This is a genomic window from Paenibacillus sp. FSL L8-0340, assembly GCF_038593145.1.
In the GTDB taxonomy this organism is placed as follows: domain Bacteria; phylum Bacillota; class Bacilli; order Paenibacillales; family Paenibacillaceae; genus Paenibacillus_AQ.
This window is the reverse complement of the sequence record NZ_CP151967.1, coordinates 7,326,665-7,339,033: the sequence shown is the minus strand read 5'-3', so window position 1 is coordinate 7,339,033 and position 12,369 is coordinate 7,326,665. Positions and strand designations below refer to the sequence as shown.

Genomic DNA, 12,369 nt, shown 5'->3' with positions numbered 1-12,369 from the left:
TGAATTCAACAGGTTAAGCTGAACATTTCTGCAGTGAAATCCGATAAAGGTAAGGAATGGCACTTATTCAATGTGCTTGAAAAGGAGAATGTATATGCCTACTAAGCTAATGAAAAATATCATCGTGATTTGTTTGGTTCTCGTATTCTTACCGTCAACATCCATTTGGGCCGCATCCGTCATTACGGACCCGGTTTTGGCGAAAGCCGTTCGCGCGGAATTAGAGCTGCCGGCTAAGAAAGAGCTGAAGGCAGCTGATTTGAAGAAGTTGGAATCTTTGTATCCTAGCGAATCTAAGGCTAAAATCACCAGTTTACAAGGTCTTGAATATGCGGTTAACATGGAGAGCTTATTTCTGCCCGGCCAAAAGATAAAGAATATTAAACCGCTAAGCAAGTTGAAAAAGTTAACGTTCTTAGCAGTTGAGGAGAATCAGATTACTGATCTTTCACCGATTTCCGGGTTAAGTTCTCTAGAGAAGCTGGTTGTTGACGGTAACATGATAAAAAGTCTAGTGCCGTTAAAAAATCTAAATAAGCTGACCGATCTTCTTGCCAGCAACAATCAGGTGGAAGACCTAAGTCCCATTAAGAAATTGAAGTTAGAATGGCTCTTACTGAGCGGAAATAAAATTCAAGATTTGACGCCGTTACGAAATCATCCAACATTGGAACATCTCTATCTAGACGATAACCTCATCCAGGATATTGAAGTGCTCGAAACGTTGCCCCAATTACAAGAAGTATCTTTGGCAAACAACCCGCTGAATGAGCAAGCGGAGCAGGTTATCCAAGAGCTGGAGAACAATGGTGTCATAGTAAATTTGGAAGATAACGGGGATACTCAGCCGGAATAGCTACTTCGATCTGAACCGTATTTGCCTGAACCCGCAATGCGGCGTTGAAAATTCCACCGAAGAGATTTGGAAGTAATCGGGAACTTAAAGGGGGTGTACCAAGCCATTTGATGGCTTCTGGGACACCCCCTTCGTATTGAAACCAGGGGAACAGGTACCCATATCTATTTGCGTTACACTTGGGCGGTGGGACGGAGCACGATCTCGTTCACATCGATATCATCCGGTTGTTCTATTGCGTATGCAATTGCGCGGGCTACCGCGTCTGGCGTCATCGCCATTTTATCCCGGATGGCGGCGAGTTGGTCTCTCAATGCCGGGTCTGTCATGCCCTCCGTGAAATTAGTCTGTACAATACCGGGCGAAATGATGGTTACACGCAGCTTATCGCCAGCCTCTTGGCGCAGTCCCTCCGAGATGGCGCGTACGGCGAATTTTGTTCCGGAGTAGACCGACTGGTTCGGCACGGTCTTATGTCCTGCTGTAGAAGCAGTGTTCACGAAATGCCCGAAGCCTTGTTTGCGAAAAACAGGCAACGCTGCTGCAATGCCATACAAAACGCCTTTAATGTTGACGTCAATCATGTCCTCCCAATCTTCGACGCGCAGATCATCGAGAGGGGAAATAGGCATAACGCCAGCATTGCTGACGAGAACATCAAGCTTCCCGAACCGTTCGCAAGCCAATGTAACAAGTCTGCACAGATCCTCGCGCCGTCTCACGTCAGTGCTTGCATAAATAGCTTCGCCGCCTCTATTCGTAATGTTTGTCACCAATGCTTCAAGGCGATCAACTCCGCGCGCCCCAAGCACGACCTTTGCTCCGCGCCCGGCAAGCAACAGTGCTGTCGCTTCTCCAATTCCGCTACTTGCACCCGTGATGACGACGACTTTGTTCTCCATTCTTCCTTCCAAGCTCATAGCTCAATCCTTCTTTCTTTGATCTATTGGCCTTGCAAGTACATTTTAAGTAAAATTCGATGGAAGCAAGTAGACTAATCCCGTCCAATTCTTGCCTAATCCTATTCGGTGTGGATATAATTAGCCATCAGCGTTGTGGAAAGGAAAGGTGAAGCATGCCCGATTTCGTCTCTCCCTCTAAGATTTCTGCTCATCTGCAAGAACTGATTCTTCTTATTCAACGTCACGCGCCTTCGGACGGAACACATGCTTCAGCGGTACCGGAACTTTGTTTCAGGCGCGCAAGCCAGGTGTCGGAGCCGAAGCATACGGTCAATATGCCCTCTCTGTACGTGGTCGCACAAGGTTCAAAGACAGCAACGCTGGCAGGGGAAAATTACGTGTACGATCCGACCACTTACATGGTCACCTCGGTGCATCTGCCTGTAATCGGAAAAATCACTCAAGCCTCGCCGCTGCTTCCTTACCTAAGCCTTCAATTATCCATTAGTCCAGATGTCATTCTGGATATAATTCAGATGAGCAGCCCCCAATGGAACGGAAAGACGGGACGGGGTATACTGGTGAGCCAATCGGACCCGCCGCTGCTTGATGGGCTGCTTCGGCTTGTCCGGCTTCTGGACACCCCTGAGGATATTGAGTTCCTTGCGCCGCTTATCACCCGCGAGATTCTTTATCGTGTGCTGAAAGGTGAGCAGGGAGCTTTAATCAGGCAATTTGCCATAGCCGGCAGCTATGCGTATAACATTTCCAAAGTGATCCATCTGATTAACCGCGATTACTCCAAGCCTCTTGTGATCGAAGAATTGGCGAACGAAGCGAACATGAGCCCTTCTTCTTTGCACAAGCATTTTAAAAAGGTAACGGCGATAAGCCCACTTCAGTATCAGAAGGCCATCCGGCTGCAGACAGCACGCCGCTTGCTGCTCTCAGAGGGATTAGAAGCCGCTGCTGCGGGCTTTCTCGTTGGTTACGAGAGCCCTTCGCAGTTCAGCCGGGAGTATAGCCGCATGTTTGGACGTTCCCCAATGAACGACGTTAAGCATCTGCGTAAGATCTTAAATGTTCCGGTTGATTGATATGCAACTTCACTCTTTAACCTATCTATTTACATTGGAGGGACTCCCAGATTGATGAAGTTTATCCGGTTTTTTTTCATTATCACTTTCTTTTCATCGTCGGATGCAATAGCAGTAATTCGTCCAAGCAAATAGCAGCCGCCCCATCAGTAGCTACTTCTACGGGAACAGCTTCACCCACAGAGCTTCCTAAGGGTTCCAGTACCACCAGCGTGAACAATTATTCAGATGATGAGATCCTTTCCTTTGTTCTTAAATACAGTAATTTAAACGAAACTACAGTAAAACTAAAGGATTGGCCTGATACAGATGAAGACGAAGAACAATTGAGCGACCCTATTTATTTTGTTTTAGTCGAAAAAAGACCAGATAGTAAAAGTAATGAGGTAGATCAAAGGGATTATTACAGTATTTACTTTGGTGAGAATGTTGGGGATCATATTGCCAGGTCTTTACGGATATTTGTGAAATATGATCTGAGTGAGACCGTCTTATCCGAAGCTGGATATTTTGATGAACAGACTGAAGTTATCCATCCGTAGATCGTAAAGAATTACTTCCAAATATGATGATATAACATTGAATTTTCGCGAGGAAAGAAGGTGCTACTGTTGGCAAAATGGGATAATATGCTATCGATGCTCTGGATGCTACGCTCCGGAAGGAAACTCACCGCCGCGCAGATCGCGGACAGTTTGGAGATCAGCATCCGCACCGTGTACCGGTACATCGACGCATTATGCGCCAGCGGTGTGCCAGTCGTTGCGGAATCGGGCCATGACGGCGGCATTCACATTCTGGAAAGCTTCAGGGAGACGCCATTATTCTTCAATTCCGTAGAGCTGAAGGCGCTTGTGGACGCGTTTAAATTTGCGCAAGGCGCTGGCTATCCGTATACCGAAGAGCTGGAAAGTGCATTGGAGAAAGTGAAGAATGGGCTGCACGAAGAGCAGCGCGACGATCTGTCCCGCCAGACGAGTGGCTTGGATGTGATTTCTCCGGTACGTCCGCCTTCCGGCGTTCTGTTGTTGCGGGACCTGGAGCAGGCGGCGAAGGATGGGCGAACGGTCTGCATAGCTTATCGTAAAGAGAATGCGGGGCAGGCTGACGAACGTAAAGTCGATCCATACGGGTTGGCTTACGACCGGAACGAATGGTACGTTGTCGCGTTTTGCCATCGGTCGCTGGCAATGCGGACGTTCCGCGTAGATCGTATCGCGCGGCTGGAGCCGACCGATGCAAGGTTCGAAAAGCCGGAGCATTTCTCCGCGTCCGCCTATTTCCGCGACCGGTCTAAACAGGAACGGGAGGCGGACGGACCGCTGACGGTTATCCGCATCGAGGGAGAGCCCGACACCCTGAACGCGGTTTGCCGCCACTGGCATCTACGCCACTATTTGACGGAACGGACCGATCGCGAGGCGAGGTTTCTGCTGGACGTTCCTACGATGAACAAGTACCTTCCGATGTATCTGCTGACGTTTGGTCCGGCCATTTGTATACGGGAGCCGCTGGAGCTGAAGCGTCGGATTCAGGAAATGGCCTACGGAATCGCAAAACATTACGAAGACGATTCCGATTGACTTCGCTGACAATGGTTGTCAGCGAACCCGTCATACGATAGAGATAAGGCTGTGGAATTGGCAGCTAAACGATGATGAATAAAGGAAAGGTGGTTTCATACATGCTTCAACACCGGCAGCAATTGTACGAATATCATGTTTGGGCGAATGACCAGCTATTCACCCACCTGCTGCTTGAAACAGATGCTACGCTGAAGGAAATTGCAGAGGGCATCGGCTATCAAGACCCAAAAGGTGTACGGGCATAAGCCCGTTGCTGATAATAAACACACTGAGGGCAGCCATCAGTAGCTTCTTGCGCTCCATATTGATTGTTAATGCAATTAGAATCGGAGCAACAATGGCCGCTCCCAGAGCAAATACAGTCACTAGTAAACCAGCTTCGGAAGTAGATACTCTTAAATCCACGGCGATCATTTCAATGACTCTGTAATAATGTATTCAATGGTTCCGATTAGAAAAACAGTAAGTGCGAGGACATATATAATCAACTTATTTTTCAATTTAATCCGCTTCTCCTCAGTTTCATTCAAGCAAGAAACTCTTTAGACTTTTATCTATAAATACGGAATCTGGTTCATGCTGTCCAATGCCTGCGCAATGCCCCCACTTGGATTCAACAGGGAGGAAGAATGCATTTGGTATCTGTTGTGCTTCAACTTTGCTATCCTGGGGAGTGAAGAAAAGGTCTGTACTTCCCGGCATAACCAGGGCCCGTGCGGTTATCCTGCTTAATGCAAGGTGAAAATCACCGTTATACATCGGATTAGCGCTAATGTCACCTGTAATGCCGGTTCGTAACATGGTGATCAGGTCATTAGCGTCAAAGGTCAAAAATACTTGATCCCAGTAATCTACGAGATATTCCTCCAGTGTGTGGTAGCCCTCCTGCTGATAGAGCTGCTCTAGATAATAAGCCTGAGAGAACCCCCAAGCTGCGTAGACTCGACCCATGGCTGCCAATCCCGTTTTAGGTTTCTGTGTGTAAAAACCATTTTTCCAAGCAGAATCAGCCTGAAGGGCGGCGATCATTCCTTCAAATACAACCTTTGTATGTGGCCGGGTCATGGCAGTTCCGCCGAATGGAGCGATTCGTTTTACCATATCGGGATAGCTTGCCCCCCACTGAAAGGTCTGCACAGCGCCTAGTGACCAACCTACAACGAGGGCGATTTCTGTAATACCGAACTTTTGATTCACCAGTTGATGCTGCAGCCGCACATTATCATAAATTGAGATCAGTGGAAAATTTGCTTGTTGATAGGGCGATGGCGTATTGCTTGGCGAGGAGGAGAGTCCATTGCCCAACATATTAGGGATGATAATAAAATATTTTTCTGGATCCAGTGCCTTGCCAGGTCCGATTAACCATTCGTTATCAGTATGCAAGCCGGCAAACCAGGTGGGATATACAATCACATTATTTTTGGCTGCATTTAACATGCCGTATGTTTTGTAGGCGAGAATGGCATTAGGCAGAGTGTTACCGGATTGCAGCAGAACATCTCCTAGTTCATAAATATCATAATTTCTCATATAAAAACTCCTTCTCATAGCTAAAGTAGGGACTGCCTTCCTTGTCATCACTCTACGATGCCGCTATTGTTAAGTCAAAGAAACGTTCATGAATATAACGTTCATTTTTTTTGAATTAAGGAGCGGAAATGTGATGGAATTGCGCCAATTAAAAACCTTTTATACGCTTGCTTCCACACTCAACTTTACCCGAGCTGCAGAAGTGCAGAACTATGTCCCTTCAACGGTTACGATGCAAATGAAGGCCTTAGAGGAAGAATTGGGTGTCAAGTTGGTGGACAGATTGGGTAAAAATGTGACTTTGACCGATGCAGGGAGAAAGTTCCTGCGCTATGCAGATAACATATTGAGTGTGGTTGAAGAAGCACAGCATGCCGTTAAGCAATCCGGCGAATTGACGGGTACGGTAGTCATAAGTGCCGATGAAACGTTATGTACGTACCGGCTGCCGGCTGTTTTGCGCCAGTTTCGTTTGTGCTATCCAGGGATTCGGTTAATGTTTCGTCCGCTGGCTAATTCGAACCTCAAACAGAGCTTGCGTGAAGGGGACGCTGACATTATTTTTATGCTGGATGAGGACAAGGGCGAGACAGGATTTTGCGGTGAAAAAATGCTGGATGAGCCCTTTTATCTATTGGTATCACCAGATCATCCTTTGGCTGCACGTACTGCACTGGCCATTGAAGATTTTCATGGCGGGACCTTTTTGTTAACGGAAAAGGGATGTTCCTATCGCACTTTTTTTGATCGAAGTCTTTCACAGAAGGGCATGGGGGGAATTACTGAATTGGAGTTTAACAGTGCTGAGGCTATTAAACAATGCGCGAAAATAGGAATGGGCATTGCCATATTGCCTGAAATGGCCGTGATAGGAGAAATGGATCGGGGAGAACTGGTTCCATTGCCGTGGGATTTGACCGCCACATCGTTTGCAACCCAAATGTTTTGGCATGAAGAGAAGTGGATCTCGCCTGTAATCGAAGCCTTTTTGAGCTTGACCAGAGAAACATTTTTGAAATCCTCGGGTGGATTTGAAACCTTATCTTCAAAAGGAAGGTGATTTAGAATCTTTCATTCCTGTATGGGTGGTTGTGAACATGACTCAATGGAGCGTTTTTCACTTCACTGTGCTTAGAGAAGGAACACTCTTGAAATTGTCGCAGCGTCAAGTGCTATTATAACTTTGAGAGCTCGGAAAGGAGATCAGGATGAACAGATCTGTTGCAATCAATAAATTGTCGGAGCAGATGGGACTGACGAGTCGCACCTTGCGCCACTGGGAATCAGAAGGACTCTTTAAGAGTTCAAGGGATACCTCCTCTGGCTGGAGAATTTATGATGAAAATGCACTCTTATGTATACGAATTACTGCAGTACTTCGCAAAATGGATATTCCGATAAAGGATATAAAATCTGTTATCGCAAACAAGTCCCCTTCACAGCTTAGCACGGTTATTGCAAATAAAATCTCCACTCTAAAGGTGCAGAGAGCAGAAGTACTCCTTTTTGAACAGCAATTAGACCGGGTCTTGAAACTGCTTCAAAAGCAAAACGCAGACTGTTTGTCTAGTCTGGATGAGATTCTTACTGAAACGGAGGATTTGTTAATGAGCAATTTGAAAGAAGCCAACATAATCAAAATTATTACCCTTCCTCCTATGAGGGTGGCCTACAATATTGCTATAGGTGTATCCCCGGAAGATGAAGCAATGGCACCGGTGCTGGATTGGATTAAGTCGGCAAACTTACTGGGCACAGCACGTTTATTTGGTGGTAATGTGAAGCCAATGCCAAGTCATCTGGGTACCCCATATGGATATGGCATGTGTGCTACCATCCCAGATGGTACGGATGTTCCAAAACATTTAAAAGAAATGATGTTACCCGGGGGCCAATACGCTATGCTTGAAAGCAGTGACGATATAGGTGATTCATGGAAAACGTTAATGCGTCACTTGTCCAAGCATAATAAGTACAAATCTGACCGTTCAAGAGTATGCTTGGAAGAACACATTCGTAATGATAATCCAGATGGTTGCGGAAGCAAATATTATCTGAATTTATTCGAACCTGTAAAACTGAAATAATCTAGGGACACCACAAGAGCGCTCGTTACTCCTGCCCATAACCATCCCAGCCTCCCGCAGAAACAGGAATGCTCATAGTCACCTTCCCTCCGCCGGAGGATGGCATATTGGCTATAGCTAAGCTCCCTCCATGCTGCTGGGCGGCGGACTCGGCAATGTACAGCCCCATCCCGTGATGATTGCCGGAACTTCGGCTCTGGTCCCCTCTATAGAACTGGGTGGCGGCTTCTTTCAGATCGGTTGGCGAGAAGCCGTTGCCCGTATCCGTGACCGTGAAATGGACAGCAGCGTCATCCCCCCGCACCAGCAAAGCAACGCTCCCCTGGGGAGGCGTATGCTCGACCGCATTGGCGATCACATTGACGATTCCCCGCTGAAACAGTTCCTTATCTAAGAGGAGAAATGCAGGAAGCTTATCCTTCTGGATATGCGTATGCAGGTCCTTGCCGGAGGACAGAGCCTTCATCTGCAGCTCTAATTCCCCAATAATCTCCGCTGTACGTACCAGCGATTTCTGACGAACAAAACTGGCCTGCATGCTGGACAGATCAATAACCTCTTGTACGAAGGCCTCAATATCCTCGGCGCTGCGAAGAATGTATCCGTTATATTCCAGCTGGGCAGCAGTCTGTGTCGTCTCCTGCAGCAGCTCTGCATTTCCCCGAATGACGGTAAGCGGGGTTTTGATATCGTGGGCCAGCGCTGAAATCTGCTCTCTGCGGGAACGCTCCAGCTCCCACTGCCGCTTGAGTGAGGTGTGCAGGGCTTCTTTCATCCGGTCCAGTGAGGCCAGCACATCATCGATTTCGCGGATACCGCTGGGCTTGACGGTAAACTCAAGATTCTCGCGCTGGATGTTCTCTGTCGCTTCCTGTAATCCTGCCATTTTCTCAGTGAGCTTTTTGCCGAACCGGGCGGCAAGCAAGGCTGCCTGGAGCAAAATGCCCAAGATGAAGAGCAGCACTCCCAGCAACTGAGGATTCGGCAGATAGCTGCGCAGCAAGGAAGATGCATACTGCGGTGTTAAGCTATACCGGAATATCCAGATCTCCTGTCCGTGCCGGGCGGTTGTATAGAAATGAGAGTCCTGAGTATTGCCTTGCTGTATAATCTCCCAGGCATGTGCTGCTTCACTCCGGCTCAGATTACCGGCGAGAGGTTCTCCTTCCTGGGTGAAAACCGTATAATCTACCATTCCCGGAACGCTATCGGGCGTTACTGTTCTGCTTGAGGCAAGACGCTCCTTGAACGCAGCAATCTCCTTCTCGGCATAGTTAGCAGGCAGTATAATATTGGAGGAAAACGCCAGTGTGAACAAGCCAAGTACAAGCACCAGCAGCAGAATCGTCCCTGTGCTTAAGAACAAGAGGTATTGCAGGAAAAAGGTGCGAAGGCGCACTGTTTTGATTCGTTTCACAGATTCCACTTATATCCAATCCCCCAGATAGTCTCAATCGCGTCGATCCCGTATTTGCTCAGCTTGGCGCGGATGTTCTTGATATGCTCCGTAATGGCGCTGCGGTCGCTTTCTCCGTCAAACCCGAAGACCGCTTCATAAATATGTTCTTTGGAGAAGACCTGTCCGCGGCTGCGGGCCAGAAATTCGCAAATTTCATATTCGCTTTTGGTCAGAGGCACCTTGTCCTCTTGGACCAACAGTTCTTTACCGGAGAGGTTGAAGTGTACATTCTCCAGATAGAGAACATTCCGCCGCTCTCTGCTTTCCCGCCTGAGGTGGGCGCCAATCCGTGCCCGCAGCGCGCCTATGCCAAAAGGTTTCACAATATAATCATCTGCCCCCAGTCCGAGGCCGTACATCAGATCGCTTTCCAGTGTTTTGGCCGTTAAAAAAAGGATCGGGCAATCCACCGCCGCGCGTATTTCCCGGCAGAGTGTAAAGCCGTCCACACCCGGCATCATCACATCCAGCAAAATAAGATCATACGCGCCAAGGTCATTCCGGCACACCTGTGTAGAATCAGAGATCGTTGTCACCAGATGATTGTCAGTAATAAGCGCGTTGCGGATCAGCGACAGGATGGCGGGTTCATCGTCTACCACGAGTATTTTTGCCATATTCGTTCCCTCGATTGTAAGTTGTATGTCTAATTATCGGTTGACCGTCCCTCCCACCGCTGGAACCATGCAGCGCATAGAAGAGCAGCCATTATCGTTCCCAGTACACAGACCGTAATTCCGGCGCTCAGCCCTGATACAGTGGGGGATAGCGTGGTACCGGAAGCGTGGATTGTCCATAGAGAGATGAAGCGGACGCCCCATGCGAAGGGAATATACGGCCAGATGGCATCGCCTAGCCCGGTGAGCATTAAGGCGGCGACCAGACTCCCTACAATCCCCACCCCGATGGAAGCGCCTCTTCCGAAGCGCAGACTGGCTGTCAGATGAAGAAGGTAGAGAAACATATTGCTCCCGAACAGAATAACCGCCCCGGTGATGTAAAAGGGCATTCCCAATCTGTCTTGCTGGAGAATTCCGCCGAACCCCAGGCCAAAAAGGGTGTAAGCAAACAGGACGGCTCCAAAGCCAAACAACAGCAGGAGAAGCAGCTTGCTTATATAGGCAGTAATTTTGTTTGCGGGTATAGCAAGCATGCTTTGAAACTGTCCTGCAGCCGCTTCCTGTTCCACCGCCATGGAGCAGACTAGCCCGATCAGGGTAGGAAATGCGCATCCTAGAGACTGCATAAACGCCAGAGCTTTGTCGGTTGCACTCCATGGGGAGTACGAATAGTACGCTAAGAATACGCCAACTCCGATAAGAGGAACCAGCAGATGAATTAGCAGAAACGGCGTATGCCGGCTTTTGAGCAGATCCGCTCTCAGCAATCCCGGTAGTGAAGCCATGTTACTTCGCCTCCTGCTTACGAAACCATAGCGCAGTAAGGAGGGAGAGTAATCCGAACCAGGCCAGGGAGATCAGGACATCCGGAAGAATCATTTCCGTGCTTCTCAGCGGACTGTCCACCGGTACGGGGAGACCGTTCGGCAGGATGGACAGAACCGGGCACATGAGCCTGGGAGTAATAGTATAAGGCATGAAATCCCACAGTCCTCCGGTATCGAAGGCAACGACACCCATAACATTACCGAATATATTAAGCAGAACAGCAGCGAATAATCCGAGCCGTGCGGTCAGGAACAGACACAGCGGAATCTGCCACAGAAACGTGACGAAGATCAGGAGGCTCCCGGCCATGCTGTTCATCAGCGGAATGGTTTGGCCGAACAGTATTCCCCCTGACGTAACGGCAACCAGGAACAGGAGGATGGCGACTAATAGCCATTCTGCACAGGCTATTATTTTCCCGGTCCAGAGGGTCCTCAGATCAACGGGCAGAGCCAGCAGTCCACGGTATTTCATCTTGGCATCCTTATGCAGAGCCAGTGAACAGGTTAGGGTCAGCGCCCCGGGCAAGAGCATCGTGTACCACCAGTTGTACGCCCCGCTTTGAAATAAGCGTCCGCCCATTAAGATGGCGCAAAGGAGCAGCGTGAACACAGGTGCTAGCCAGACAAGCTTAGGAATAAAGGTGCCCCGCCATTTTAAACGTTCAGCCCTAATATGACGAAGCATGTTATTCACCAGCCCTTCGGTTGGCTGCGGCGACCTGCATGAACAAGGCTTCGAGCTCTTGCCCGTGGGGAACGGCTCCCTGATATCCCAGAACTCCCCCGGCTATAATTCCGATCTGATCCACTACCTGTTCGACTTCAGAGAGAATATGACTCGACAGAATGACGGTGATTCCTTGCCCGGGAAAAGAACGGATCAGCTCCCGCAGCTCCTGAATCCCGATGGGGTCCAGCCCGTTGGTCGGTTCGTCCAGAATCAGCAGCTTGGGCTGGTTCAAGAGCGCAATCGCGATTCCCAGCCGCTGCTTCATGCCCATGGAGAACTGTCCGGCACGTTTCTTTCCGGTATGGGTTAAATCCACGACAGCGAGCGTTTCCTCGATGCGGGACTGCGGCAGTCCGAGGGCAAGCGTGCGCACCTTAAGATTCTCTCTGGCAGTCAGATTCTCATAGAGCGGTGGCGCCTCAATTAATACGCCAATCTCGCTTAAATCCTTCCGGGTCCATTCATGTCCATGAATGCGAATACTCCCGGAATCGGGGCGCAGCATGCCTGCGATCATTTTGAGCGTTGTTGATTTACCTGCGCCATTCGGCCCTAAGAGCCCATAGATCGAGTTACGGGGTACTGCTAACGTTACTTTGTTGACGGCTGGTTGATGTTTGAAGCTCTTGCAAAGATTCTGAGTTTCTAAAATAATGTCCCGCATATTAT

General features: G+C 48.8%; 14 protein-coding genes and 1 pseudogene. 7 read left to right on the top strand and 8 right to left on the bottom strand.

Annotated elements, in window-relative coordinates; translation table 11 throughout:
* The first annotated feature begins 94 nt into the window (after positions 1-94).
* Complete coding sequence (locus NST07_RS33655; RefSeq protein ID WP_341380255.1) at positions 95-856, top strand: leucine-rich repeat domain-containing protein; 762 nt, start codon at positions 95-97, stop codon at positions 854-856.
* 173 nt (positions 857-1,029) lie between these two features.
* Here the strand turns inward: NST07_RS33655 and NST07_RS33650 are convergent, their stop codons facing one another.
* Positions 1,030-1,758 carry an SDR family oxidoreductase gene (locus tag NST07_RS33650; RefSeq protein ID WP_342480865.1) on the bottom strand — a complete coding sequence of 243 codons (729 nt, stop codon included), beginning with the start codon at positions 1,756-1,758 and terminating at the stop codon, positions 1,030-1,032.
* Positions 1,759-1,931: 173 nt separating this feature from the next.
* Here NST07_RS33650 and NST07_RS33645 point away from each other — a divergent pair, with 173 nt between their 5' ends.
* The 4 genes from NST07_RS33645 to NST07_RS33630 all read left to right on the top strand — a co-directional run bounded on the left by NST07_RS33645 (position 1,932) and on the right by NST07_RS33630 (position 4,686).
* On the top strand, positions 1,932-2,855 hold the full coding sequence (locus tag NST07_RS33645) for an AraC family transcriptional regulator (protein ID WP_341380253.1): 924 nt from the start codon (positions 1,932-1,934) through the stop codon (positions 2,853-2,855).
* Positions 2,856-3,067: 212 nt separating this feature from the next.
* Positions 3,068-3,397: a hypothetical protein gene (locus NST07_RS33640; protein ID WP_341097364.1), complete on the top strand. Its 330-nt coding sequence runs from the start codon at positions 3,068-3,070 to the stop codon at positions 3,395-3,397.
* Positions 3,398-3,466: 69 nt separating this feature from the next.
* The gene (locus tag NST07_RS33635) at positions 3,467-4,438 is read left to right on the top strand and encodes a YafY family protein (RefSeq protein ID WP_342480864.1); all 972 of its coding nucleotides are present in this window, start codon (positions 3,467-3,469) and stop codon (positions 4,436-4,438) included.
* 101 nt (positions 4,439-4,539) lie between these two features.
* Positions 4,540-4,686: a hypothetical protein gene (locus NST07_RS33630; protein ID WP_342482005.1), complete on the top strand. Its 147-nt coding sequence runs from the start codon at positions 4,540-4,542 to the stop codon at positions 4,684-4,686.
* Here the strand turns inward: NST07_RS33630 and NST07_RS33625 are convergent.
* Both NST07_RS33625 and NST07_RS33620 read right to left on the bottom strand, forming a co-directional pair.
* A pseudogene (locus NST07_RS33625) lies at positions 4,682-4,941 on the bottom strand (MFS transporter); the annotation flags it as partial. The gene NST07_RS33630 and the pseudogene NST07_RS33625 overlap by 5 nt on opposite strands.
* A 22-nt stretch (positions 4,942-4,963) precedes the next feature.
* Positions 4,964-5,974: an alpha/beta fold hydrolase gene (locus NST07_RS33620; protein WP_342480863.1), complete on the bottom strand. Its 1,011-nt coding sequence runs from the start codon at positions 5,972-5,974 to the stop codon at positions 4,964-4,966.
* Positions 5,975-6,107: 133 nt separating this feature from the next.
* Here NST07_RS33620 and NST07_RS33615 point away from each other — a divergent pair, with 133 nt between their 5' ends.
* A complete protein-coding gene (locus tag NST07_RS33615) occupies positions 6,108-7,034 on the top strand; it encodes a LysR family transcriptional regulator (protein WP_341380247.1) in 927 nt (308 codons plus the stop codon).
* Between the two features lie 148 nt (positions 7,035-7,182).
* Positions 7,183-8,061, top strand: coding sequence for a MerR family transcriptional regulator (locus tag NST07_RS33610; RefSeq protein ID WP_341380246.1), 879 nt, complete (start codon positions 7,183-7,185; stop codon positions 8,059-8,061).
* A 25-nt stretch (positions 8,062-8,086) separates the two neighbouring features.
* Here NST07_RS33610 and NST07_RS33605 read toward each other — a convergent pair whose 3' ends face one another.
* Genes NST07_RS33605 through NST07_RS33585 form a run of 5 tightly spaced genes read right to left on the bottom strand, consistent with a single transcriptional unit; the run spans position 8,087 to position 12,364 of the window.
* Positions 8,087-9,487, bottom strand: coding sequence for a HAMP domain-containing sensor histidine kinase (locus tag NST07_RS33605; protein ID WP_342480862.1), 1,401 nt, complete (start codon positions 9,485-9,487; stop codon positions 8,087-8,089).
* The gene (locus NST07_RS33600; protein WP_038598089.1) at positions 9,475-10,137 is read right to left on the bottom strand and encodes a response regulator transcription factor; all 663 of its coding nucleotides are present in this window, start codon (positions 10,135-10,137) and stop codon (positions 9,475-9,477) included. Before NST07_RS33600 ends, NST07_RS33605 begins: the two co-directional genes overlap by 13 nt.
* A 29-nt stretch (positions 10,138-10,166) precedes the next feature.
* A complete protein-coding gene (locus tag NST07_RS33595; RefSeq protein ID WP_341097352.1) occupies positions 10,167-10,925 on the bottom strand; it encodes a lantibiotic immunity ABC transporter MutG family permease subunit in 759 nt (252 codons plus the stop codon).
* A 1-nt stretch (position 10,926) separates the two neighbouring features.
* The gene (locus NST07_RS33590; RefSeq protein WP_341097350.1) at positions 10,927-11,655 is read right to left on the bottom strand and encodes a lantibiotic immunity ABC transporter MutE/EpiE family permease subunit; all 729 of its coding nucleotides are present in this window, start codon (positions 11,653-11,655) and stop codon (positions 10,927-10,929) included.
* Between the two features lies 1 nt (position 11,656).
* Complete coding sequence (locus tag NST07_RS33585; protein ID WP_341380244.1) at positions 11,657-12,364, bottom strand: lantibiotic protection ABC transporter ATP-binding protein; 708 nt, start codon at positions 12,362-12,364, stop codon at positions 11,657-11,659.
* Between the last annotated feature and the right edge of the window lie 5 nt (positions 12,365-12,369).

Coding starts and splice junctions, on each gene's coding strand:
- NST07_RS33630 (WP_342482005.1), top strand. CDS start 4,540: ATGCTTCAACACCGGCAGCAATTGTACGAATATCATGTTTGGGCGAAT.
- NST07_RS33600 (WP_038598089.1), bottom strand. CDS start 10,137: ATGGCAAAAATACTCGTGGTAGACGATGAACCCGCCATCCTGTCGCTG.
- NST07_RS33650 (WP_342480865.1), bottom strand. CDS start 1,758: ATGGAGAACAAAGTCGTCGTCATCACGGGTGCAAGTAGCGGAATTGGA.
- NST07_RS33595 (WP_341097352.1), bottom strand. CDS start 10,925: ATGGCTTCACTACCGGGATTGCTGAGAGCGGATCTGCTCAAAAGCCGG.
- NST07_RS33585 (WP_341380244.1), bottom strand. CDS start 12,364: ATGCGGGACATTATTTTAGAAACTCAGAATCTTTGCAAGAGCTTCAAA.
- NST07_RS33655 (WP_341380255.1), top strand. CDS start 95: ATGCCTACTAAGCTAATGAAAAATATCATCGTGATTTGTTTGGTTCTC.
- NST07_RS33645 (WP_341380253.1), top strand. CDS start 1,932: ATGCCCGATTTCGTCTCTCCCTCTAAGATTTCTGCTCATCTGCAAGAA.
- NST07_RS33615 (WP_341380247.1), top strand. CDS start 6,108: ATGGAATTGCGCCAATTAAAAACCTTTTATACGCTTGCTTCCACACTC.
- NST07_RS33620 (WP_342480863.1), bottom strand. CDS start 5,974: ATGAGAAATTATGATATTTATGAACTAGGAGATGTTCTGCTGCAATCC.
- NST07_RS33610 (WP_341380246.1), top strand. CDS start 7,183: ATGAACAGATCTGTTGCAATCAATAAATTGTCGGAGCAGATGGGACTG.
- NST07_RS33590 (WP_341097350.1), bottom strand. CDS start 11,655: ATGCTTCGTCATATTAGGGCTGAACGTTTAAAATGGCGGGGCACCTTT.